This window comes from Actinomadura violacea (genome assembly GCF_017573465.1).
GTDB classification, from domain to species: Bacteria; Actinomycetota; Actinomycetes; order Streptosporangiales; family Streptosporangiaceae; genus Spirillospora; species Spirillospora violacea.
On record NZ_JAGEPF010000016.1, the window covers coordinates 54,656 to 78,082 of the forward strand.

21 protein-coding genes are annotated in these 23,427 nt (G+C 74.6%); 12 read left to right on the forward strand and 9 right to left on the reverse strand.

The genetic code is table 11. The annotated features are described in order from the left end of the window. Position 1: 1 nt before the first annotated feature. From J4709_RS25805 to J4709_RS25815, 3 genes are read right to left on the reverse strand one after another with little or no spacing between them, the layout of a single operon-like run. A complete protein-coding gene (locus tag J4709_RS25805; protein ID WP_208244385.1) occupies positions 2-1,060 on the reverse strand; it encodes a sensor histidine kinase in 1,059 nt (352 codons plus the stop codon). A gap of 60 nt (positions 1,061-1,120) precedes the next feature. Next, complete coding sequence (locus J4709_RS25810; protein WP_307801554.1) at positions 1,121-2,392, reverse strand: sensor histidine kinase; 1,272 nt, start codon at positions 2,390-2,392, stop codon at positions 1,121-1,123. Further along, positions 2,389-3,045: a response regulator transcription factor gene (locus J4709_RS25815; protein WP_190854338.1), complete on the reverse strand. Its 657-nt coding sequence runs from the start codon at positions 3,043-3,045 to the stop codon at positions 2,389-2,391. Before J4709_RS25815 ends, J4709_RS25810 begins: the two co-directional genes overlap by 4 nt. A gap of 161 nt (positions 3,046-3,206) precedes the next feature. Between J4709_RS25815 and J4709_RS25820 the strand changes: the two genes are divergently transcribed. The 4 genes from J4709_RS25820 to J4709_RS25835 are packed head-to-tail and all read left to right on the forward strand — an operon-like array spanning position 3,207 to position 6,683. Next, positions 3,207-3,743, forward strand: coding sequence for a hypothetical protein (locus J4709_RS25820; protein ID WP_208244386.1), 537 nt, complete (start codon positions 3,207-3,209; stop codon positions 3,741-3,743). Then, complete coding sequence (locus J4709_RS25825) at positions 3,740-4,783, forward strand: peptidoglycan-binding protein (protein ID WP_208244387.1); 1,044 nt, start codon at positions 3,740-3,742, stop codon at positions 4,781-4,783. The genes J4709_RS25820 and J4709_RS25825 overlap by 4 nt, the downstream gene beginning before the upstream one ends. Further along, positions 4,780-5,469: an ABC transporter ATP-binding protein gene (locus tag J4709_RS25830; protein ID WP_208244388.1), complete on the forward strand. Its 690-nt coding sequence runs from the start codon at positions 4,780-4,782 to the stop codon at positions 5,467-5,469. Before J4709_RS25825 ends, J4709_RS25830 begins: the two co-directional genes overlap by 4 nt. Further along, complete coding sequence (locus J4709_RS25835; protein ID WP_208244389.1) at positions 5,466-6,683, forward strand: ABC transporter permease; 1,218 nt, start codon at positions 5,466-5,468, stop codon at positions 6,681-6,683. Before J4709_RS25830 ends, J4709_RS25835 begins: the two co-directional genes overlap by 4 nt. Before the next feature lie 323 nt (positions 6,684-7,006). On the opposite strand, the gene xylA is transcribed toward J4709_RS25835, so the two are convergent. Next, positions 7,007-8,164 carry a xylose isomerase gene (gene xylA, locus J4709_RS25840; RefSeq protein WP_208244390.1) on the reverse strand — a complete coding sequence of 386 codons (1,158 nt, stop codon included), beginning with the start codon at positions 8,162-8,164 and terminating at the stop codon, positions 7,007-7,009. An 11-nt stretch (positions 8,165-8,175) separates the two neighbouring features. Further along, the gene (xylB, locus tag J4709_RS25845; RefSeq protein WP_208244391.1) at positions 8,176-9,564 is read right to left on the reverse strand and encodes a xylulokinase; all 1,389 of its coding nucleotides are present in this window, start codon (positions 9,562-9,564) and stop codon (positions 8,176-8,178) included. An 88-nt stretch (positions 9,565-9,652) separates the two neighbouring features. Here xylB and J4709_RS25850 point away from each other — a divergent pair, with 88 nt between their 5' ends. Then, positions 9,653-10,855, forward strand: coding sequence for an ROK family transcriptional regulator (locus tag J4709_RS25850; RefSeq protein WP_208244392.1), 1,203 nt, complete (start codon positions 9,653-9,655; stop codon positions 10,853-10,855). Here J4709_RS25850 and J4709_RS55735 read toward each other — a convergent pair. From J4709_RS55735 to J4709_RS25865, 3 genes are read right to left on the reverse strand one after another with little or no spacing between them, the layout of a single operon-like run. Next, complete coding sequence (locus J4709_RS55735; RefSeq protein WP_208244393.1) at positions 10,852-12,375, reverse strand: glycoside hydrolase family 43 protein; 1,524 nt, start codon at positions 12,373-12,375, stop codon at positions 10,852-10,854. The two genes, J4709_RS25850 and J4709_RS55735, sit on opposite strands and share 4 nt — an antisense overlap. After that, positions 12,372-14,690 (reverse strand): glycoside hydrolase family 3 N-terminal domain-containing protein, encoded by a 2,319-nt coding sequence (locus tag J4709_RS25860; protein WP_208244394.1) that lies wholly within the window; start codon positions 14,688-14,690, stop codon positions 12,372-12,374. Before J4709_RS25860 ends, J4709_RS55735 begins: the two co-directional genes overlap by 4 nt. Further along, positions 14,687-15,736: a LacI family DNA-binding transcriptional regulator gene (locus J4709_RS25865; protein WP_208244579.1), complete on the reverse strand. Its 1,050-nt coding sequence runs from the start codon at positions 15,734-15,736 to the stop codon at positions 14,687-14,689. The genes J4709_RS25860 and J4709_RS25865 overlap by 4 nt, the downstream gene beginning before the upstream one ends. A 260-nt stretch (positions 15,737-15,996) precedes the next feature. On the opposite strand from J4709_RS25865, the gene J4709_RS25870 reads away from it, so the two are divergent. The 6 genes from J4709_RS25870 to J4709_RS53615 all read left to right on the forward strand — a co-directional run bounded on the left by J4709_RS25870 (position 15,997) and on the right by J4709_RS53615 (position 21,772). Further along, entirely contained in the window at positions 15,997-17,292 is a 1,296-nt protein-coding gene (locus J4709_RS25870) for an extracellular solute-binding protein (RefSeq protein ID WP_173091614.1), read from the forward strand. Continuing rightward, on the forward strand, positions 17,289-18,290 hold the full coding sequence (locus tag J4709_RS25875; protein WP_208244395.1) for a carbohydrate ABC transporter permease: 1,002 nt from the start codon (positions 17,289-17,291) through the stop codon (positions 18,288-18,290). Before J4709_RS25870 ends, J4709_RS25875 begins: the two co-directional genes overlap by 4 nt. After that, positions 18,287-19,114, forward strand: a complete 828-nt coding sequence (locus tag J4709_RS25880; protein ID WP_208244396.1) for a carbohydrate ABC transporter permease — start codon at positions 18,287-18,289, stop codon at positions 19,112-19,114. The genes J4709_RS25875 and J4709_RS25880 overlap by 4 nt, the downstream gene beginning before the upstream one ends. A 48-nt stretch (positions 19,115-19,162) precedes the next feature. Further along, positions 19,163-20,359, forward strand: coding sequence for a DNA polymerase IV (dinB, locus tag J4709_RS25885; RefSeq protein ID WP_307801555.1), 1,197 nt, complete (start codon positions 19,163-19,165; stop codon positions 20,357-20,359). Positions 20,360-20,612: 253 nt separating this feature from the next. Continuing rightward, positions 20,613-21,335, forward strand: a complete 723-nt coding sequence (locus tag J4709_RS53610; protein WP_232384073.1) for a hypothetical protein — start codon at positions 20,613-20,615, stop codon at positions 21,333-21,335. 47 nt (positions 21,336-21,382) lie between these two features. Beyond that, on the forward strand, positions 21,383-21,772 hold the full coding sequence (locus J4709_RS53615) for a zinc ribbon domain-containing protein (protein ID WP_307801557.1): 390 nt from the start codon (positions 21,383-21,385) through the stop codon (positions 21,770-21,772). A gap of 100 nt (positions 21,773-21,872) precedes the next feature. On the opposite strand, the gene J4709_RS25895 is transcribed toward J4709_RS53615, so the two are convergent. Further along, positions 21,873-22,679, reverse strand: a complete 807-nt coding sequence (locus J4709_RS25895) for an SDR family NAD(P)-dependent oxidoreductase (protein WP_232384074.1) — start codon at positions 22,677-22,679, stop codon at positions 21,873-21,875. Between the two features lie 94 nt (positions 22,680-22,773). Between J4709_RS25895 and J4709_RS25900 the strand changes: the two genes are divergently transcribed. Continuing rightward, positions 22,774-23,391 (forward strand): TetR/AcrR family transcriptional regulator, encoded by a 618-nt coding sequence (locus J4709_RS25900; protein ID WP_208244399.1) that lies wholly within the window; start codon positions 22,774-22,776, stop codon positions 23,389-23,391. Positions 23,392-23,427 lie beyond the last annotated feature (36 nt).

Below are 23,427 nucleotides of genomic sequence, written 5' to 3' on the forward strand. Positions count from 1 at the left end.
ATCATTCAACCGGAAGCCGGGCCAGGACCGTGAACCCGCGCGGGCCGGGCCCGGCGCGCACGGCGCCGCCGCAGGCGGCCGCGCGCTCGCGCATCCCGGCCAGCCCGTGCCCGGACGCGGCGGGCCCGCCGCCCCGGCCGTCGTCGGCGACCTCGATCTCCAGCGCGTCCCGCCAGCGCACCGCCACCGTCACCGCGCCCACCGGCCCGGCGTGCTTGCGGACGTTCGTGAGCGCCTCCTGCACGATCCGGTACGCGGCGACGCCGACGTCCGGCGCGACGGCGCGCGGCTCTCCGTCCACGGTCAGCGCGGCCGGCAGCCCGCAGTCGCGCACGAGGTCGGGCAGCGTCGCCAGGTCCGGCTGCGCGCCGCCGGGGCCTGCCTCGTCGTCGCGCAGCGCGTCGAGGATGGCGCGCAGCTGCGCCAGCGCGCCGCGGCCGGTGTCGGCGATCCGCCCGAACGCCTCGTCCGCCCGGTCCGGGCCGGCGAGCGGCGCCGCCTCGGCCTGCACCACCATCAGCCCGACGGAATGGGTGAGGACGTCGTGCATGTCGCGGGCGATCCGGGCGCGCTCGCCGGCCGCGGCCGCCGCCCGCTCCTGCTCCAGCCGGCGCGCCCGCTCGGCGTGCTCGGCGGCCTGCGCGCGGCGGGCCTGCTCGGCCATGCCGAGTGCGAACGCGGCGGTGAACGCGGTGCCGAGCAGCGGGTAGACGTCGGAGTCCTCGCCGGGCAGCACGATCGAGACGTACACGGCGGCGGCCAGCAGCGGGACCGACAGCAGCCGCAGCAGCGGCCGGCTCAGCGCGGCGATCGTGTACACGGCCACCAGCGGCCCCCACGGCAGCAGCAGCGGCTTCTGCCACACGACCAGCGCCGTCATCGCCAGGCCGACGACCAGCCCGACCAGCAGCGGGGCGCGGCGCCGCCACAGCACCGGGACGGACGCGAGCAGCGCCAGCGCCACCACCCACCACGGCCGCGCCGCCCACACCGCCGGCGCCACCGTCGCGGCGGTGACGGCGGCGGCGAGCACCCGGTCGGCGGTCCGCACGTCGCGCATCCCGCCAGTGTCGGCGATCGGGGCCGCCGCGCACCTCGTCCGCGCGAGTGAGACACCGCCTCATTCCCGCGGACGACGCCCGCCGTCGACCGGCCGGCCGGTGTGCGCGTGCAAGGGCGCGGGCAGGCGGGACGGCAGCCGCGCCGTGACGACGAGCCCCCCGCCGGGCCGCGGCTCGGCCGTCACCGTCCCGCCGTGCGCCCCCGCGATCGCGCGGACGATCGACAGGCCGAGCCCCGACCCGCGGTCCGAGCGCACCCGGTCGTTGCCCAGCCGGCGGAACGGCTCGAAGATCGTCTCGATCTCGTAGCCCGGCACGGCGGGCCCGGTGTTGGCGACCTCCACCTCCGCCCAGCCGTCCCGCCCGCGCGTCGACACCCACAGCCCGCCGCCCTCGTGGTTGTGCCGGATCGCGTTCTCCACGAGGTTCTGCACGAGCCGCTCCACCAGCACCGGGTCGCCGGTGGTCGGCGCGGGGCCGAGCCGCCGGTCCGAGGTGACGCCGCTCGCGTCGGCCTCCGCCGCCGCCTGCTGCAGGACGTGCCCGGCGACGTCCGCCAGGTCCAGCGGGTCCGTGCCCGCCTCGGTGTTCTCCGTCCCGGCGAGCGTCAGCAGCCCGTCGATGAGCCGCTCGTGCCGGGTGTTGACCACCAGCAGCGACTCGCCGAGCCGCTTGACGTCGCCGGTCGCGTCCGGGCGGCGGAGCGCCACGTCCACCAGCGTCCGGTTGATGGCGAGCGGGGTGCGCAGCTCGTGCGAGGCGTTCGCGACGAACCGCCGCTGCCCGTCGAACGCCCGTGCGAGCCGCCCGAGCATGGTGTCGAAGGCGTCCGCCAGCTCCTTGACGTCGTCGCGCGGCCCCTCGTAGCCGATCCGCTCGGTGAGGTCGTGGCTGCGCGCCACCCGCCCCGCCGTCTCGGTGATCTTGTGGACGGGGCGCAGCGCCCGGTCCGCCAGCAGCCAGCCGAACCCGAGCCCGGCCGCGCCGACCAGGCCGAGCGCGATCCCGCCCTGCGTCAGCAGCGCGTTCAGCGTGTCGTCCTTGTAGTCGCGCTTCGCCCTCACCAGCACGCCGTGCACCTGGTTCGGCGTCAGCGCCTTGGCGTCGGGGGCGGCGACGCCGGCGGGCGCCTGCGTGAACACCCGGTCGGTGGCCCCGCCCTCCGTGGAGCCGCTGACCTCCACGGGGCTGCTGTGCTGCGCGAGGTTGTTCTGCACCAGCAGGTACGTCAGCCCGAGCAGGACGATGCCGGCGCCGAGGAACAGGCCGGTGTACAGGAGGGTGAGGCGCATCCGGATCGTCGGGCGGACGCGGTCGGCGAGGCGGTTCACGGGATCCGGTACCCCGCTCCCGGCACGGTCTCGATGACCTGCGGCTCACCGAGCTTGCGGCGCAGCTTCATCAGCGTCACCCGCACGGTGTTGGTGAAGGGGTCGGTGTGCTCGTCCCACACCTTCTCCAGCAGCCGCTCCGCCGACACGATCGTCCCGTCGGCGCGCAGCAGCTCCGCGAGCAGCCCGAACTCCTTGCGCGCCAGCCGCACGTACCGGCCGTCCCGCACGACCTCCTGGCGGGACGGGTCCAGCCGGATGCCCGCCCGCTCCAGCGCCGGCGGCGCCGCCGGGCGGGCGCGCCGGCCGAGCGCCAGGATCCGCGCGACCAGCTCCTCGAACGCGAACGGCTTCGTCAGGTAGTCGTCCGCGCCGATCCGCAGGCCGTCGACGCGCGCCGGCACGGCCGCGGCGGCGGTGAGCATCAGCACCCGCACCAGCGCACCCGACTCCACGACCGCGCGGCACACGTCGTCGCCGTGCACCACCGGCAGGTCGCGGTCCAGGACCAGGACGTCGTAGTCGTTCACGCCGAGCCGTTCCAGCGCCGCGTCCCCGTCGTACACCACGTCCACCGCCAGCGCCTCCGCCCGCAGGCCCTCGGCGATCGAGTCGGCGAGCATCCGCTCGTCCTCGGCGACCAATACGCGCACCTGTGCCGTCCTCCGCCTCGCCCGTCACCGTCCGGCGCCCAGCCTCCGGCATCGGGCGTAACGCGGGCATAACGAGATCCGGTTACGGCGGGGTTACCGGCCGGCCGCTGGACTTGCCCTCGCCGCCGGCGTCCGACCGGCGGCCGGAGGAGACCGACCCGATGAAACGGAACAAGCTCGCGATGCTGGCCCTGCTGCCCGTCCTCGCCCTGGGACTCCAGGGATGCGGCGGAGACGGCGGGACCGGCGCGTCCGAGAAGGCGAGCGACGACGCCAAGATGCGCAAGTTCGCGCAGTGCATGCGCGACAACGGCGTCGACATGCAGGACCCGAAGGACGGCCGGGTCGAGATCAGGGCGAGCGCGAAGCCCTCGGGGGGAGGCGGGCCGATGCGCACCGATCCCACGATCGAGGCGGCGCAGAAGAAGTGCGCCCACCTCATGCCGAACGGCGGGAAGCCCACCAAGCCGTCCGCGGCCGAACTGGCCAAGATGCGCTCCTACTCCAAGTGCATGCGCGACCACGGCATCACCGCGTTCCCCGACCCGAACCCGGACGGCGGCATGCAGGTCAGGGCCGGCAAGGGCTCCGGGATCGACCCGCAGAGCCAGACCTTCAAGGCCGCCGACAAGGCCTGCCAGAAGTACCAGCCGGGCGGCGGCAAGGGCTCCCGCGTCACCAGCGGGGGCGGAGAATGAGCCGCAGGCGCACGGCCGCGCTCGGCGCGGCGGGCGTCGTGGTGGTCGGCGGCGCCGGGCTCGCCGCCGCCGGGCTGGGCGGCGGCGACGGCCCGTCCGCCCGGCACGGCGCGCTGCCGCCCGCGACCGCGGCGGTCGAGCGCACCACGCTCCTGGAGACCCAGAAGGTGGACGGGACGCTCGGCTACGGCACCGCCCGCACCGTGTCCGCCCAGGGACGCGGCACGCTGACCTGGCTGGCCGGGGCCGGGGCCGTGGTCACGCGCGGGAGGCCGGTGTACAAGGTCGACAACGAGCCCGTGCCGCTGCTGTACGGGAGGCTGCCCCTCTACCGGACCCTCTCCGACGGGACCAAAGGCGCCGACGTCCTCCAGTTCGAGCAGAACCTCGCCGCGCTCGGCTACACCGGGTTCACCGTCGACAAGACCTACAGCTCCGCCACCGCGGCGGCCGTCAAGCGCTGGCAGGACGACCTCGGCGTGGACGAGACCGGCAAGGTCACCGCCGGCTCCGTGGTCATCGCGCCCGGGCGGATCCGCGTCGCCGACCACAAGGCGCAGGTCGGCGACAAGCTCGGCGGCCCCGTCCTCACCTGGACCGGCACCGCCCGCGTCGTCGGCGTCGACCTCGACGTCCAGTACCAGCGGCTCGTCAAGAAGGGGGCCAAGGTCGAGATCGTCATGCCCGACGAGGGCACCGCCCCGGGCACCATCACCTCCGTCGGGAAGGTCGCCGAGCCGGGGCACGGCGACGACCCCGCCACCGTCCACCTCGCGATCGCCGTCACCGGCGGGCACGCGCTCGGCTCCTACGACAAGGCGCCCGTCAGCGTGAACCTCATCGCCGGCCGGCACCCCGGCGTCCTCGCCGTGCCGGTCGCCGCGCTCCTCGCCCAGGGCGACGGCGGCTACGCGGTCCAGGTCGTCCAGGACGGCGCGGTCCGGACGGTCCCCGTCGAGACCGGCGTGTTCGCCGGCGGGAAGGTCGAGGTCTCCGGATCCGGGCTGACCGAGGGCATGAAGGTGGGGATCCCGTCGTGACGCCGGTCGTCGAACTGCGCGAGGTCACCAAGACCTACCCCGGCGGCGTCACCGCGCTCGACCGGGTGTCGCTCACCGTCGAGGCGAGCGAGCTCGCCGCGATCGTGGGCCCCTCCGGCTCCGGCAAGTCCACGATGCTGCACCTGCTCGGCACCCTCGACCGGCCGAGCAGCGGGACCGTGCTCGTCGAAGGCCGGGACGCGTCCGCGCTGACCGACCGCCGCCTGTCGGCGCTGCGCGCCCGCCGCATCGGCTTCGTGTTCCAGCACTTCCACCTCGCGTCCGGGATCGCCGCCCTCGACAACGTCGCCGACGGCCTGCTGTACGGCGGCGTGCCCCTCGCGCAGCGGCGCCGCCGGGCCCGCCTCGCACTGGAACGCGTCGGCCTCGGGCACCGCCTCGGCCACCGGCCGCACCAGCTGTCCGGCGGCGAGCGGCAGCGGGTCGCGATCGCCCGCGCCGTCGTCGGCGAACCGGCGATCCTGCTGGCCGACGAGCCGACCGGCGCACTCGACTCGGCGTCCGGCGCCGGCGTCCTCGGCCTGCTGCGCGAACTGGCCGGCGGCGGCACCGCCGTCGTCCTCATCACCCACGACCGCGACATCGCCGCGTCCCTGCCCCGGCAGGTGCGGATGCGCGACGGGCGGATCGTCCACGACGACGCCGGACTGGAGGCCGCGCGATGACGCCCCCCGCAGCGCACCCGAGAAGCGGCGACGCCCCCGCGCGCCTCACCCCGCCCGACGTCCTGCGCGTCGGCGCCGCCGGGCTCCGCGCCCGCCCCCTGCGCGTGTTCCTGTCCGCCCTCGGCATCGCGATCGGGATCGCCGCCATGATCGCGGTCGTCGGCATCTCCACGTCCAGCCGCGCCCAGCTCCAGGCCACCCTGGACCGGCTCGGCACCAACCTGCTGACCGTGGCGCCCGGCAAGGACATGTTCGGCGGCAACAGCGAACTCCCCGAGGAGGCCACCGGCATGGTCGGGCGGATGGCCGACGTCGACTCCGCGTCCGCAACCGGCAAGCTGGAGGACGCCGACGTCTACCGCAACGACCACATCCCGGAAGGCCAGACCGGCGGCATCTCCGTGCTCGCCGCCCGCCTCGACCTGCCCCGCACCATCGGCCTCACCATGGCCGCGGGGACCTGGCTGAACGCCGGCACCGCCCGCTACCCGGCGGTCGTCATCGGCTCGGAGGCGGCGCAGGCGCTCGGCGTCTCCACCCCCGGCGTCCAGGTCTGGCTCGGCGCGCAGTGGTTCACCGTCGTCGGCATCCTGAACCCCGACCAGCTCGCTCCGGAACTGGACAGCGCCGCCCTCGTCGGCTGGGACGCCGCCGCGACCCACCTCGGCTTCGACGGCCACCCCACCACCGTCTACGCCCGCGCCCGCAAGGACGCCGTGGAGAAGGCGCAGAACCTCCTCGCCGCGACCGCCAACCCGCAGTCGCCCACCGAGGTCGAGGTCAGCCGCCCCTCCGACGCGCTCGCCGCGCAGAACGCCGCGGACGCGACGTTCACCGCGCTGCTCCTCGGCCTCGGCGGCGTCGCGCTGCTGGTCGGCGGCGTCGGCGTCGCCAACACCATGGTGATCTCCGTGCTGGAGCGCCGCGCCGAGATCGGGCTGCGCCGCTCCCTCGGCGCGACCCGCGGCCAGGTCCGGCTCCAGTTCCTCACCGAGTCGCAGCTGCTCGCGGGGCTCGGCGGCATCGGCGGCGTCGCGCTCGGCGCCGCCGTCACCGCCGCGTTCGCGGTCGCACAAGGGTGGCCGACGGTCGTCCCGGTCTGGGCGATGGCGGGAGGCATCCTCGCCACCCTCCTCATCGGCGCCGTCGCCGGCCTCTACCCGGCGATCCGCGCCGCCCGCCTCCCCCCGACCGAAGCCCTCGGGGCTGTTTAGCCCAGGGGGGCGACCCCCTGGAACCCCCGTTGCGGCGGACGAGGCGTTTCACGCTCCGCTAGAGCTCCGCGCGAAACGCCTCGTCCGCCGTCGGGCGGGCCCGCTGCGCTCGCTGGCGCTCGCTCCGCGTGCCCGCCCGTGCTCATCCCGGGGGCGACCCCCTGGAACCCCCGTTACGGCGGGCAAGGCGTTTCACGCTCCGCTGGAGCTCCGCGCGAAACGCCTTGCCCGCCGTCGGGCGGGCCCGCTGCGCTCGCTGCACTCGCTCCGCGTGCCCGCCCGTGCTCACCCCGGGAACGGCCCGGTGGTCTGGGGTGTGGGGTTTAGCGGATGCCGTAGAGGTGTTCCAGGGCTAGTTGGTCGAGGTGTTCGAAGGCGGCGCCGCGGGTGGCGAGGGACTCGATGTCGGGGGACGCGTCGCGGACCGAGCGCCAGTCCTCGCCGTCGGCGAGGGTGGGGACGGCCAGCTCGTCGAGCTTGGCGGCGCGCAGGGCGTCCTGGACCTCGGGGTCGGCGCGGAAGGCGCGGGCCTTCTCGCGAAGGATCAGCCAGTTGCGCATGCAGGCCCGCGCCGAGTTCCAGACGCCCTCGTCGTCCTCGGTGCGCGGCGGCTTGAAGTCGAAGTGGACCGGGCCGTTGTAGTCGCTGTTCTCGATGAGGTCGACGACCCAGAAGGCGCCGCGGGCGTTGCCGGCGCCGAAGCGCAGGTCCTGGTCGTAGCGGGGGCCGTGCTGGCCGTTCAGGTCGATGTGGAACAGCTTGCCCTGCCACAGCGCCTGCGCGAGGCCGTGCGCGTAGTTGAGGCCGGCCATCTCCTCGTGGCCGACCTCGGGGTTGAGGCCGACGTTCTCGGAGCGTTCCAGGGTCTGGATGAAGGCGAGTGCGTGGCCGATGGTGGGGAGGAGGATGTCGCCGCGCGGCTCGTTCGGCTTGGGCTCGATGGCGAAGCGCAGGTCGTAGCCCTGGTCGGCGACGTAGTCGCCGAGGACGTCGAACGCCTCCTTGTAGCGGTCCAGGGCGGCGCGGACGTCCTTGGCGGCGCCGGACTCGGCGCCCTCGCGGCCGCCCCAGCACACGTAGGTCTTCGCGCCGAGCTCGGCGGCGAGGTCGAGGTTGTCCATGACCTTGCGCAGCGCGAACCGGCGGACGTCGCGGTCGTTGGAGGTGAACGCGCCGTCCTTGAAGATCGGGTGGGAGAACAGGTTGGTGGTCGCGGTGGTGACGACCAGGCCCGTCTCGCCCAGGGCCTTCTTGAACGCGTCGATCTTCTCCTGGCGCTCGGCGGGGGAGGCGTCGAAGTCGAAGACGTCGTTGTCGTGGAAGTTGACGCCGTAGGCGCCGATCTCGGCGAGCTTGCGGACGGCGCGGTCGGCGGGCATCGGCGGGCGGGTGCCGGGGCCGAACACGTCGACGCCCTGCCAGCCGACCGTCCAGATGCCGAACGAGAAGCGGTCCTCCGGGACGGGCGTGTAGTCGCTCATGGGTCTCCTTGTCAGATCTGCGGGGCGGAGTCGCGCAGGGCGGCGTAGCGCGCGCGGATCCGCTCCGCGTCCGCCGCGTTGTCGGTGGTGTGCTCGGTGGCGGGCGGCGCGGGCCAGCGCGGCGGTTCCGGCGTCCCGGCCAGCGCCCAGGCCGCCTGGCGGGCGGCGCCGAGCGCGACGTACTCGGCGGGCTCCGGCACGGTGACCGGCGTACCCAGGATCGCGGGGGCCAGCGCGCGGACGGCGTCCGAGCGCGCGCCGCCGCCGATGAGCAGGGTGCGGCGCGGCGTCACTCCCTGCGCGGCGAGGTGGCCGACGGCGTCGGCGAGGGAGCACAGGAGCGCCTCGACCGCGGCGCGGGCGATGTTCTCGCGGGTGGCGTTGGACGTGGTCAGCCCGGCGAGGACGCCGTTGGCGTCGGGACGGTCGGGGGTGCGTTCGCCGTCGAGGTAGGGGAGCAGCGTCAGGCCGCCCGCGCCCGGTTCCGCGGCGAGCGCGAGCGCCGACAGCTCCTCGATGGTCGCGCCGGTCATGGACGCGGCGGCCGTCAGGATCCGGGCCGCGTTCAGCGTGCAGACGAGGGGGAGGAAGCGGCCGGTCGCGTCGGCGAACCCGGCGACCAGGCCGGACGGGTCGGCGGCCGGTTCGTCCGCGACCGCGAACGCCGTCCCGGACGTGCCGATCGACACCACGACGTCGCCCGGCTCCAGCCCGAGGCCGAGCGCGGCGCCCATGTTGTCGCCGGTGCCGGGGCCGAGCGCCGCGCCCCAGTCGGTCTCGCCGACGGTCTCGCCGGGTGCGGCGACGCGCGGCGGCTCGGCGTCGTGGCCGAGCGCGGCGCGCAGCAGGCCGGGCAGGTAGGCGCCGGTGGCGGGGGACCAGTAGCCGGTGCCGGACGCATCGCCCCGGTCGGTGATCGGTTCGCTCGCGCCGAGCCGCCACGTCAGCCAGTCGTGCGGGAGCATCACCCGCTCGGTGCGGCGGGCGTTGTCAGGCTCGTGCTCGGCCATCCAGCGCAGCTTGCCGACGGTGAACGAGGCGAGCGGCACGCTGCCGGTCCGCTGGGCCCACGCTTCCGGCCCGCCGTGCTCGGCGACCAGCGCGCGCGCCTGCGGCGCGGAGCGGGTGTCGTTCCACAGCAGCGCGGGCCGCACGACCTCGCCGGCGCCGTCGACCGCGACCATCCCGTGCTGCTGCGCCGCGACGGCGACCGCGTCGGCCCGCTCCAGCAGACCGCGCACCTGCGCCAGCGCGTCCCACCAGTGCCGGGGGTGGCACTCGGTGCCGTCCGGGTGGGGCGCCGACGCCTGCGCGACGACGGCGCCGTCGGCGGCGCGGCACAGCACGGCCTTCGTCGACTGCGTCGAGGAATCGACGCCCGCCACCAGGGTCTCGGCCATCCGCCCTCTTTCGTAAAGAGTCTGGACTAATTAACGTAGCAGACGGCATCGGCCCTGCCCAGGCACGCGATTCAATTAGGGTTGGTTCATGACGAAGTCCGGGAACGCGCCCGTCCGGCACGCGACGATGCGCGGTCGCAACCTCGCCGTCGTGCTGGAGCACGTCGCCCGGCACCAGCCCGTCACCCGGGCCCGGCTCGCCGAGCTGACCGGCTTCACCAAGACCACCGTCTCCAACCTCGTCGGCCTGCTGGAGGGCGCGGGCCTCGTCCGCGACGGCGCTCTCGTGCACGAGGGGGAGCGCGGCCGGCCCGGCGTCGGCGTGTCGGTCGCGGGGGACGGCGCCGCCGGGCTCGGGCTGGAGGTGAACGTCGACTACCTCGCCGCCTGCGTCCTGGACCTCGGCAAGCAGGTCCGGTACCGGCACGTGGTCAGCGCCGACAACCGCGGCCGCGCGCCCGCCGACGTCCTCGCCGCGCTGTCGGCGCTCGCCGCGGAGGCCGTCGCGGCGGCCGCGGGCCAGGGCCTCGCGGTCGCCGGCGCCGCCGTCGCGCTGCCCGGCCTGCTCGACCGCGAGCACGCCGTCGTCCGGCACGCACCGAACCTCGGCTGGACGGACGTCCCCGTCGCCGTGCCGGCGGGCGCGGCGCCGCTGCCCGCCGAGTACGACAACGAGGCGAACCTCGCCGCGCTCGGCGAGCTGTGGTTCGGCGGCGGCGCCGGGCTCGGCGACTTCGTGCACGTCTCCGGCGAGATCGGGATCGGCGCCGGCATCGTCGTGGACGGCCGGGTCTTCCGCGGCGCGCACGGCTTCGCGGGCGAGCTCGGGCATCTGGTCACCGACCCGTCCGGCCCGCCCTGCTCGTGCGGCGGGCGCGGCTGCCTGGAGCAGGTCGCAGGTCAGGAGGCGATGCTGCGCGCCGCCGGGATCCCGCAGGCGCGGACGGTCACCGGCCCCGACGGCTCGGTGAACGCGCTCCTCGACCGGCTGAACGCCGGCGACGCCGCCGCGCTCGCCGCGGTGGAGCGCGCGGGCCGCGCGCTCGGCGGCGCGCTCGCCTCCGTCGTCAACCTCATCGACCCCGACGCGATCGTCCTCGGCGGGGTGTTCTCACCGCTCGCCGCGTGGATCCGCCCGCCGCTCCGGGACGTCCTCGCCGCGGGGACCGGGTCGCTGCGCCGCGCCGTCCCGCCGGTCGAGGTGTCGGGCCTGGCCGAGGGCGCCGCGGTCCTCGGCGCCGCCGGCCTCGTCATCGAGCGCGTCATCGCCGACCCGGCCCGCCTCCTCTAGAGCGGGAGGTACTCGAACCAGTCGAAGTCGGCGTGGTTCGTGCTCGGCCGGCCGTTGGAGGTGGCGTAGAGGCCGACGAGGACGCCGGTGAAGCCCCCGGCGACCTGGCTGGTCAGGAGGTCGCCGTCGATGGGGCCGCCCAGCGGCTCCCATCGCCCCGGACACGGGGAGTACGACGCCCGGTACCAGCGGCCGTGGGCCTCGAAACCGAGCCCGGCGACCCCCGGCACGGCCGGCGCCTCGGCCAGGACGGTCGTGACGCCCTGCTCCCGCTTCGCCAGCCGCAGCCCGCCGCCCGTCACGGCCAGCACGACGTGGAAGTCGTTGTTCTGCAGGAGCGCGATCCCCGCCTCCTCGTCGTCGGCGGGGGCGAACTCCAGGGCGGTGAAGGCGGCGAACTCCGGATGCCGCTGCCGACGGCCGAGGAAGGACGGGTTGGCGACGTCCGCGAGCGATTCCGGACGCGGGCGCAGCCGCAGGTGCCCGGGACGGTCGGTGAGGCTCCACCACCGCTCGCGGGGCGTGCGCAGCATGGTCCAGGACGGGTCGAGCTCCGGGCCGTCGAACTGCTCGCACGCCGGGACGGCCGGCCACGGATGCTCCGGCAGCGACGGCACGGGGTACTCCCCCTCGACCCGGCCGCCGGTGACCGGCCAGCCGTCCTCCCAGGTGACCGGGACGAGGAACGTCTCCCGGCCGAGGGCGCAGCGGTCGCCGTGGTGCGGGCGCATGGCGAGCAGGACCGTCCACCACTCGCCGTCCGGCGTCTCCACCAGGTCGGCGTGCCCCGTCCCGACGACGGGATGGTCGGCGCCGAGGTCGCGGTGGGTCAGCACCGGGTTGCGGGGGTTCCCCTCGTAGGGGCCGGTGACGCGGTCGGCGCGCGCGATCATCACCGCGTGGTCCATCGCGGTGCCGCCCTCGGCGGTCAGCAGGTAGTACCGGCCGCCGATGCGGTAGAGGTGGGAGCCCTCCGACCAGATCGCGCCCTTCAGCGCCCCGTCCCAGATCACGTGCTCCTCGCCGACGAGGGCGAGGGACCGCGGGTCGAACTCGCGCAGCCAGATCTCGGTGTGCCCTTCGTACCGCCCGGTCGGCCGGGTGCCGGTGCACCAGGCGCGGCCGTCGTCGTCGAAGAACAGGGACGGGTCGATGCCGTCCCCCTCCAGCCGCACTGGGTCCGACCACGGCCCGGCCGGATCGTCGGCGGTCATCACGAAGTGGCCCGACCACTGCGTCCCGTCCACCAGCGTGCACACCAGATAGAACGTGCCGTCGTGGTGCCGCAGCGTCGGCGCGTACAGCCCGCCGGAGGCGGGGACGCCGTCCAGCGGGAGCTGCTCCGGCCGGTCGAAGGCGTGCCCGATCTGCCGCCAGTGCACCAGATCGCGGCTGTGGTGCACCGGCAGGCCGGGGAACCACTCGAACGTCGACGTCACGAGGTAGAAGTCGTCGCCCACGCGGCAGATCGAGGGATCGGGGTGGCAGCCCGGCAGCACGGGATTGCGAAACCGCCTCACAGCCGCGTCACCTGCACCGGGACGGTCAGGACGCGGTCCCGGCCTGGCTCGCGGACCGGGCCGTCCAGCTTGAACGAGCCGCGCAGCGGCAGGTCGGCGCTGGAGCGCCCGACGGCCACCTCGACCACCCCGGGTTCGACGACGCGCCGCAGGTCAGGACCGGTGAAGGAGGTCCGGTCGGCGTGCACCTCGAATGCGACGCGGGCCGCCTCGCCCGGCTCCAGCCGGACCCGCGCGAACCCGGCGAGCCAGCGCACCGGCCGCACCACCGACGCGACCGGGTCCGAGAGGTACAGCTGGACGACCTCGGTGCCCGCGCGGTCCCCGGCGTTGCGGACGACCGCGCTGACCGTGACCGTCCCGCCGGTGCCCGCGCGCTCGTCGGTCCGCAGGTCGGCGTACTCGAACCGGGTCCAGGTCAGGCCGTGCCCGAACGGGTACAGCGGCGCGGGGTCGACGGTGCTCCAGTCGTGCGCGCCGTCCATCGCCGAACGCAGGTAGGAGGCGGACGGGCCGGACGGGCGGAGCGGCACGCCGAGCGGCAGCCGCCCGGACGGCTCGACCCGCCCGGTCAGCACCCCGGCGACCGCCGGGCCGCCCTGCTGCCCGGGGAAGAACGCCTGGACGAGCGCGGCGGCGCGGTCGGCGACGCCCTCCAGCGCGTAGGGGCGGCCGGTGAACAGGACGACGACGGTAGGCGTGCCGGTGTCCAGGACGGCGGCGGCGAGGTCTGCCTGCCGGCCCGGCAGCGCGAGGGTGCGGGCGTCGCTGCCCTCCCCGGACGTGCCGCGGCCGAACATCCCGGCGCGGTCACCGAGCGCGAGGACGCAGACGTCCGCGTCCCGGGCCGCCGCGGCGGCGGCCGCGATGTCGGCGTCGCCGGGCTCCACCGCGTCCCCGCCTGCCGCGACCCGCAGGTCGGCGCCCTCGGCGCGGAGCGCCTCCGCCAGCGTCGGGATCTCGACGCCCAGGGGCAGGTCCGGATGCCCGTGCCCGACATGGCCGGGGAAGGTGTAGGCGCCCAGCATCGCGAACGGGTCGTCCGCCAGCGCGCCGACCAGCGCGACCCGCGCGCCGGACGCCAGCGGGAGCACGCCGTCGTTGGCGAGCAGCACCACCGACTCCTCGGCGACGCGCCGGGCCAGCGCCCGGTGCTCCGGCGGGTCGAGGTCCGGTGCCGTTCCGGCGGGGGAGGGCGGGCCGTCGAGGAGGCCGAGTCCGGCCTTGAGCGTCAGGACGCGGGCGGCGGCGCGGTCGAGCAGTTCCTCGGGGACGGCGCCGCGCCGCACCTCCTCGATCAGCGGCGGGCCGTAGCAGCGGACGGTCGGCAGCTCCATGTCGACGCCGGCGCGCAGCGCGGCGGCGGCGGCCTCGCCCTGCGAGCCGGCGACGCGGTGGCGGGTCTCCAGGAACGAGATGCCGAAGTAGTCGGCGACGACGGCGCCGGTGAAGCCGAGCTCGTCGCGGAGCAGGCGGGTGAGCAGGCGTTCGTCGGCGGCGGCGGGCATGCCGTCCACGTCGGTGTAGGAGTGCATGACCGCCCGGGCGCCGCTCTCGCGCAGCGCCATGACGAACGGTTCGAGGACCACGTCGGCGAACTCGCGCGGCCCGATCGGCGCGGGCGCCATGTTCCGGCCGTCGCGGGACGCGGAGTAGCCGGCGAAGTGCTTGAGCGTCGCGACGACGCCGGATCGTTCCAGCCCCCGCGCGTAGGCGGTGCCGAGGACGCCGACGAGGTACGGGTCCTCGCCGAGGCACTCCTCCGTCCGGCCCCAGCGGGCGTCGCGGACGACGTCCAGCACCGGCGCGAGGCCCTGGTGGACGCCCGCCGACCGCATCGCCGAGCCGATCGCGGCGGCCATCTCCTCGACGAGCGCGGCGTCGAACGTGGCGCCCCACGCGGGCGGGCTCGGGAAGATGGTCGCGCCCCAGGTCATGAAGCCGTTGAGGCACTCCTCGTGCGCGATCGCCGGGATGCCGAAACGGTTGCCGGCGGCGACGCGGCGCTGCAGGTCGCGCAGCCGTGCCGCGCCCTCCGCCGCCGCGACGGGCGCGGTCCCGAACACGCGGGTGAGCTGCCCGAGGCCGTGCCCCACCACCTCGTCCAGGGACGGCGCGGTCTCGTGCGAGTCGTCCTCCATCGGGGCCACGGGTTCGCCGGGTTCGGCGGGCATCGCCCAGTAGCCGGCGAGCTGCCCCGCCTTCTCCTCCGGCGTCATGCGGGCCAGCAGGTCGGCGACCCGCGCGGCGGCCGGCAGGGCGCGGTCCCGCCACGGTTCGCCGGTCGCGCGCGCGGCCGGGACGGCTTCGGTCATCGTTCCTCCGTGGGGACCGGCGGGGCGGGGGGCGGCGGGGCGGTGGACGAGCGGACGCGCAGGTCGGTGGCCAGTTCCACGCGCGGGGTCAGCGGCGGGCGGCCGTCCAGCAGCTGGAGCAGGGTGCGGGCGGCGACGCGGCCCATCTCCTCCAGCGGCTGCCGGACGGTGGTCAGCGGCGGCGACAGCCACTCGCAGGTCGGCAGGTCGTCGAAGCCGACGACGCTGAGGTCCTCGGGGATGCGCAGGCCGGCGAGCCGCGCCGCCTGGTAGGCGCCCATGGCCTGCTCGTCGCTGCCGGCGAAGATCGCGGTCGGCGGGGCGGGCAGCTCCAGCAGCTCGCGGGTGCGGGCGAAGCCGCCGCGGTGGTGGAAGTCGCCGTACCGGACGAGGTCCTTGTCGACCTCGATCCCGGCGCGCTCCAGCGCCGTCCGGTAGCCGTCGACGCGGGCCTGCGTGCACAGCATGTCGGCGGGCCCGCCGATCATCCCGATGCGGCGGTGGCCGAGGCCGATGAGGTGCTCGGTGGCGGCGAGGCCGCCGGCCCAGTTGGTGGCGCCGACGCTGGCGATGTCGGTGTCCGGCAGGTTCACCGGGTCGACCAGCACGAGCCCGACGCCCGCCTTCTCCAGCTGGGCGCGCTGGCGGTGCGTCATCCGGGACGTCACGAGGATCACGCCGTCGCTGTGGTGCAGGGCGGGCAGGTTCTGCCAGCTCGGCGGGCGGGCGTCGTCGTCGCGGACGAGCGAGACCACGACGCCGGTGCCGTGCTCGGCGCACTCGGCCTCGACGCCGCGCAGGATCTCCACCGCCCACGGGCTGTCCAGCCCGGCGAGCACCAGGTCGATCAGCCCGGACCGGCGGGCGCGCCGGGCGACGCCGCCGGGGCCGGGGTAGTGGTGGGTGCGCAGCAGCGCCTCCACCCGCTCGCGGGTCGCGGCGGCCACGTCGCTGCGGCCGTTGAGGACCTTGGACACCGTGGCGGGGGAGACCCCCGCCTCGGCCGCGATGACGGCCAGCGTCGGCCGGGACGGCGGGTCCGGCATCTCGTCGGTGGTGCGCACGGGCACGCTTCTCTCCTCCCCGAGGAAACGATTGCGAACAGTATCGCAATGTTTCGCTCACTCCTAGCCCGGAACGGTGCCGAGTTCAGCGGCCCGAGTGCGGGCAAGTGCGCGCGAACCCTTGACCGCAGGGGAGTGCGTTCTTAGAGTTCCACGGCAACGGAGCCTCGAAGAGTTTCGAAATGTTTCGAGCGGAGCGCCCTCCGCTCCGGCCGCCGCCCACCCCCATCCAGGAGACCACCATGGGCATCCCCCACCCGTCGCGCCGCTCGTTCCTGACCGCAGTCTCCGCAGGGGCGGTCGCGCTCACCGCCGCGCCGCTGCTCGCCGCCTGCGGCGACGGCGGCTCCGGATCGGACGGCAAGGTCACGATCGAATGGATGGACATCGCCACCACCGAGCCGTCCAAGACGATCTACCCGAAGATCGCCAAGGCGTACGAGGCCGCGCACCCGAACGTGAAGATCAAGCTCACCAACCTGGAGAACGAGGCGTTCAAGTCGAAGATGACGGCCCTCACCGCCTCCGGGAAGCTGCCCGACATCTTCGTGACCTGGGGCGGCGGCGTCCTCAAGCAGCAGATCGACGCCGGGCTCGTCAAGGACCTCACCTCGCCCGCGTCCGGCCTGCTGAACACCATCACCCCGGTGTCGCAGAAGCCGTACCAGTTCGACGGGAAGACCTACGCCGTCCCGTACGACATGGGCATGGTCGGGTTCTGGTACAACAAGCGGCACTTCGCGAAGGCCGGCATCAAGGCCCCGCCGAAGACCTGGGCGGAGTTCCTGGACGACGTCCGCAAGCTCAAGGCCGCCGGGATCACCCCCATCGCGCTCGGCGGCAAGGACAAGTGGCCCGGCATGTACTACTGGGCCTACCTCGCGATGCGCGTCGGCGGGATGCCCGCGATGGAGCAGGCCGCCAAGACCAACGACTTCACCGCGCCCGCGTTCGCCGGCGCCGGGCAGCACCTCAAGGAACTCGTCGACCTGCAGCCGTTCCAGCCCGGCTTCCAGAACGCCGGATTCGACGCCCCCGGCGGGGAGGCCGCGAGCGTCGGCGCCGGCAAGGCCGCCATGGAGCTGATGGGGCAGTGGGCGCCGGCGGTGGAGAAGGACGCCTCCGGCAAGGGCATCGGCGACGACGAGGGCTGGTTCCCCTTCCCGGCCGTCGACGGCGGGCAGGGCGCCCTCACCGACGTGTTCGGCGGCGGCAACGGCCACGCGCTCGGCAAGGACGCCCCCAAGGAGGCCGTCGACTTCCTCGCCTTCATGCTCAACGCCGAGAACGAGCACGAGCTCGTCTCCTCCGGCGCCTTCATGCCGGTCGTGAAGGGCGCCGAGAACGCACTCGACGCCAACCGCAAGCAGGTCGCCGATGCGCTCGGCACCTCCACCGGATTCCAGCTGTACCTGGACCAGGCGTTCCCGCCCGCCGTCGGGCAGCAGGTCAACGACAGCGTCGCCGCGCTCATCGGTGGCAAGGCGACACCGGAGCAGGTCGCGCAGCAGGTCACCAAGGCGGCCAAGAGCCAATGACCGAACCCCTCACGCTGCCCGCCGCGGCCGGCGACCGGCGGCGCACCGCCCGGACCCCGCGCGAGCGGGGCTCCCGGGCGCCGCTCGGCCGGCGGCTGCGCGGCTGGGCGGCCACCACCTGGTTCCTGCTGCCGGCCCTGCTGCTGTTCTTCCTGTTCGTGCTGATCCCGATCGCCGTCGCCCTCTACACGAGCCTCTTCAAGTGGGGCGGCTTCGGCCGCCCGGAGGACTTCGTCGGCCTCGGCAACTACCGCAAGCTCGCCGCCGACCCGGTCTTCCGCGGCGACCTGTGGCGCGGCCTGCTGATCGTCGTGCTGTCGCTGGTCGTCCAGCTGCCGATCGCGCTCGGCACCGCCGTCCTGCTGAACCAGCGGATGCGGGGCCGCGCGGTGTACCGCGCGGTCTTCTTCGCGCCCTACATCCTGTCCGAGGTGATCGCCGGCGTGCTGTTCGGCATCATCTTCCTGCCCGGCAGCGGGCTCGCCGACGAGCTCGTCGGCGGCCTGCCGCTGGTCGGCGGCCTCGCCGGCAAGTGGTTCTCCGACCCCGGCACCGCGCTGCCCACCCTGTTCGCCGTCATGACTTGGAAGTACTTCGGCTTCCACATGATGATCTACCTCGCCGGGCTGCAGGGCGTCCCGGCCGAGATTCTGGAGGCGGCCGCCATCGACGGGGCCGGGCCGTGGCGCCGGTTCCGCTCGGTCACGCTGCCGCTGCTCGCGCCGACCCTGCGGATCAGCGTGTTCCTGTCCGTCATCGGCTCGATCCAGCTGTTCGACCTGGTGTGGGTCACCACGACGGGCGGGCCGACCAACTCCACGGAGACGATGGCCGTCACCATGTTCCAGTTCGGCTTCAAGCGGTACCAGATGGGCTACGCGAGCGCGATCAGCGTGGCGATGTTCCTCATCAGCATGGTCTTCTCCCTGCTGTACCAGCGCTACGCGCTGCGCCGCGACCTGGAGGGCGCGGTCACGTCGGCGGGTGGCGCGCGATGAGGGCGGCCGCAGTCCGGGGCCTGTCCCGCCACGCGCTGGTGTGGGTGCTCGGCTCCTTCGTCGTCGTCCCGCTGCTGTACGCCGTCATCTCCGGGTTCAAGACCACGGGCGACCTCACCACGGACCCCGCCGGGCTCCCGCATCCATGGAAGGTGTCGAACTACACCGGCATCCTGTCGTCGGACACCTTCTGGCGGCAGATCGGCAACAGCGTGCTGATCGCGGTCGCGACCACGCTGATCACCGTGGCGGCCGCCGCCCTGGCGGCGTTCGCGTTCGCCCGCTACGCCTTCCGCGGCCGCGAGTTCTTCTTCACGCTGTTCGCGGCGGGCCTGATGTTCCCGCCCGCGGTGGCGGTGCTGCCGCTGTTCGTCCTGCTGCGCTCGTTCGGGCTGCTCGACAACCCCCTCGGCGTGATCCTGCCGCAGGCCGCGTTCGCGCTGCCGATGACGCTCATCATCCTGCGGTCCTTCTTCCGGACGATCCCCGCCGAGCTGGAGGAGGCCGCCGTCATGGACGGCTGCACCCGGTTCGGGTTCTTCTGGCGGATCCTGCTGCCGATGGCGCGGCCCGCGCTCGGCACCGTGTCGGTCCTCGCCATCGTGACGAGCTGGAACAACTTCCTCCTGCCGCTGCTCGTGCTGGGCGGCCAGAAATGGCAGACGATCCCGGTCGGCATCCAGCAGTTCCAGGGGCAGTACGCGACGAACTACGCGCTCGTCATCGCCTACATCGTGCTGGCGATGGTCCCCGCGATCGCGTTCTACTCCGTCGCCGAGCGCCAGCTGATCGGCGGCCTCACCGCCGGCGCGACGAAGGGCTGACCGGGCGCCCCCGGTGCAGGTCAGGGGCGTGTATGCGAACATATGTTCGTGCCCGCCGCCGCCACGATCCTGCACGCCGACCTGGACGCGTTCTACGCGTCGGTCGAGCAGCGCGACGACCCCGCGCTGCGCGGGCGGCCGGTGATCGTCGGCGGGGGCGTGGTGCTGGCGGCCAGCTACGAGGCCAAGGCGCACGGCGTCCGCACCGCGATGAGCGGCGGGCAGGCGCGGCGGCTGTGCCCCGGTGCCGTGGTCGTCCGGCCCCGGATGGAGGCCTACGCCGCGGCGAGCAAGGCGGTGTTCGCGCTGTTCCGCGCGACGACGCCGCTGGTGGAGGGCCTGTCGATCGACGAGGCGTTCCTCGACGTGGACGGCCTGCGCCGCATCGCGGGGACGCCCGCCGGGATCGCGGCCGGGCTGCGGCGGCGGGTGGCCGAGGAGGTCGGGCTGCCGATCACCGTCGGCGTGGCGCGCACGAAGTTCCTGGCGAAGGTGGCCAGCGGCGTCGCCAAGCCCGACGGGCTGCTCGTCGTGCCGCCGGAGGGGGAGCTGGAGTTCCTGCGCCCGCTGCCGGTGCGGCGGCTGTGGGGCGTGGGCCCGGCGACCGCCGCCAAGCTCGCCGCCTACGGCGTCGCGACGGTCGGCGAGGTCGCCGACATGCCGGAGGCGACGCTGGTGTCGATGCTCGGGCCCGGCGCGGGACGGCACCTGCACGCGCTCGCCCGCAACCGGGACCCGCGGCCCGTCCGCACCGGGGTCCGGCGCCGCTCCATGGGCGCCCAGCGCGCGCTCGGGCGCAGGCAGAGGCGGCCCGACGAGCTGGACGCGATCCTCGTCGGCCTCCTCGACCGGCTCGCGGGACGCCTGCGCGGCGCCCACCGCGTGTGCCGGACGGTCACGCTGCGGCTGCGGTTCGGCGACTACGCGCGCGCGTCCCGCTCGCACACGCTGCCGCAGGCCACGGCCGAGACGTCCGTCCTGCTGGACGCGGCGCGCCGGCTGCTCGGCGGCGCCGCGCCGCTGGTCGCCGAGCGCGGGCTGACGCTGATCGGGGTGTCGCTCGGCTCGCTGCACGACGACCGGATCATGCAGCTCGCGCTGCCGTTCGAGGCGGGCGCGGCCGCGGACGCCGCCGTCGACGGCGTCCGCGGCCGGTTCGGGTCGGCCGCGATCACCCGAGCGGTGCTGCTCGGCCGAGACCCGGGGATCGCGGTGCCGACGCTGCCCGACGAGCCGTCCGGCTAGCGGAAGCCGGCGGCGTGGTCGCGGGCCCAGGCGGCGAACGTGCGGGCCGGGCGCCCGGTGATCCGTTCGACGTTCCCGGTGACGGGCGGCGGCACGTCGATGGCCGCGACCGCGGTGCAGATCAGCGCCTCGGCGACCTCCGGCGGCCCCCAGCGGGCGAGGTCGCTGCGGTGCTCGTCCAGGTCCTGCCGCTCGACGGTGACGGCACGGCCGACCTCATCGAAGTTGCACAGGGTAATGATATGGTCACGATGTGAAGATCGTGGTGCAGGTCAAGCTCATCCCGGACGCCACGCAGGCGGCGGCGCTCGAGCGGACCCTGCATACGGTCAACCAGTGCGCGAACCGGGTCTCGGCCGCTTCGTTCGAGACCTACGGGCTCAAGGGCTCGGTCAAGGACCTGCGGTCGCTGGCCTACGGCGATCTCAAGGCCCGCGGTCTGGGTGCGCAGGCCGCGCAGCACGTCATCAAACGGGTCGTGGACGCCTACACCACGCTGCGGGCCAACCTGCGGGCCGGGAACCTCGGTGGCGAGGGCTCCAAGCGGCGCCGCAAAGCCGTCTCCAAGCCCATAGCCTTCCGCGCCGGTGCCGCGCACACCTACGACGACCGGTGCGCCTCGTGGAACTACGACGCCCAGACCGTGTCCATCTGGACCATGGATGGACGTCTGAAAACCGTCCGCTTCGCCTGCTCGGCGGCCGCGCTCAAGCAACTCGTCCAATACCGCCAGGGCGAATCGGACCTGGTCCGCCGGGACGGGAAGTGGTTCCTGGTCGCCACCTGCGAGGTCCCCGAAGCCCAGCGGTACGAGCCGAGGGACTGGATCGGGGTGGACCGGGGCATCGCCAATCTGGCCACCACCAGCGACGGCGACAACCATTCGGGGCGGCGCCTGGACCGCTACCGCCGCTGGCAGGCCCGTAAGAAGGCCGAGATCCAGGCCAGAAGACACGCTCGGCCGCGCAACTGCTGAAGAAGCGTGCACGCCGCGAGTCGCGGCACGCGACACACATCAACCATGTGATCTCCAAGACCGTCGTTGCTGTCGCCCAACGCACCGAACGCGGTATCGCCCTGGAACAACTCCAGGGGATCCGCGAGCGGGTCACGGTTCGACGCGACCAGCGAGCACGGCAGTCGTCCTGGCCGTTCCACCAGCTCGGGGCGTTCATCGCCTACAAGGCCCGCCGCGCCGGCGTGCCGTTCCTCGAGGTGGACCCGGCCTACACCTCGCAGCGCTGCCCGCGCTGCGGCCACACCGAGCGCGGCAACCGCCCCACTCGGGACCATTTCTGCTGTCGCCGGTGCGGTCTCGCTGGGCCCGCCGACGTCGTCGCCGGGGTCAACGTGCGCGACCGCGCACGCTCGGCGTGGGTATTCGTCAACATGCCCAAACCGGCCCCCGCCTGAACGGCCAGGACCGGCGATGTGACCCGTGACCGTCCCGCCGTAAAGGGCAGTCGGGAGCATAAGCGGAGCCCTTCCTGACCGAGCCAACAAGCTCGGTCCTTCACGGCCGAGTAGTTGACAAGCTCCGCGGCACCTGAATCCGGCGCGCCGCGGCCCGCGCCGCCAGCCGTCCGATCGCCGGGACCTCCAGCGGCAGCAGCGAGGGGAGCGGGTGGACGCGGCGCCGCTCGCCGCGCTCGACCGCCCGCACGATCGCCCGCGCGGCGGACTCGGGGGACACCGGCGGGAGCGTGCGCACCGGCCGCCCGCGCCAGGGCAGCAGGCCGACGTCGCGGGCGCCGGTGTCGGTCGCGCCGGGGACGTACTCCAGGACGGTGACGCCGGTGCCGCGCAGCTCGTTGCGCAGCGTGCGGGTGGCGTGCGCGAGCGCGGCCTTCGCCGCGCCGTAGTGGCCGAGCATCGGGACCGGCAGCGCCTGCAGCGTGGACGTGACGTTGACGATCACGCCGCCGCCGCGCATCCCGGGCAGCAGCTCGCGGGCCAGCGCGAGCGGCGACCAGAAGTTCGTCTCGAACAGCACCCGCGCGGCGGCGCCGTCGCCGAGCTCGCCCTGGGCCGCGACGAGCCCCACGCCGGCGTTGCTGACCAGCACCCGCACGCCGCCCAGCGCGTCCACCGCCGCGCCGGCCAGCTCGGCGGCGGCGCCCGGACGCGACAGGTCGGCCTCGATCACGTGCGGGCGCGGGCCGCCGCGGTCCGCGATCCGGTCGGCCACCTCGTCCAGCGCGTCCCGCCGGCGCGCCGCGATCGCCAGCCGCGCGCCGCGTCCGGCCAGCGCGAACGCCAGGGCGCGGCCGATCCCGCTGGACGCGCCGGTGAGCAGGACCGGCGTGTCCGCCGGCTCCATTCGGGCCATCATCGCCTCCGTTATTGACTGATTATCAATCAGTTCGTGAGGCTAGACTCGTCCGCGACCGCACGTCAATGCGAGGGAGCCGCCGATGGCCCGGCCTGACCGCCGGCAGATGCTGATCGACGCCGCCGCGGAGCTGTTCACCGACCGCCCCTACGACGAGGTCACCACCACCGAGATAGCGAAACGGGCGGGCGTCGCCTACGGGCTGATCGCGCACCACTTCGGCAACAAGCGCGGCCTGTACCTCGCGACGATCCGCGCCGCCGCCGACCGGCTGCGGGTCGTCCACGAGGCCGGGCCCGAGGGCGCGACGCCGGGGGAGCAGTTGCGCGACGCGCTCGACCGGCACATCGCCTTCATGGAGGCCAACGCCGCCGGGTTCCTGGCGGTGATGCGCGGGGGCAACGGGTCCGATCCGGAGGTCCGCGCGATCGTCGAGGACCTGCGCTGGCAGGGCGCGCGGCGGCTGCTGGACGCGCTCGGCGTCCCCGATCCGGCCCGTCCCGCGCTGCGCACCACGATGCGCGGCTGGGTCGGCTACCTGGACGAGGTCATCATCGACCACCTGCGGCACCGCGACGTCCCGCGCGACCGGCTGGCGGCCCTCGCGGCGGCGACCCTGGCGGGCGCGCTGCGCGCCGCGTATGCGGCCGATCCGGACATCGGCCTGGACTCTGAGGTCCTCGACCTGCTCGACGCCTGAGGCCGGCCATTGACGCAACCGATCGGTTGCTATAGT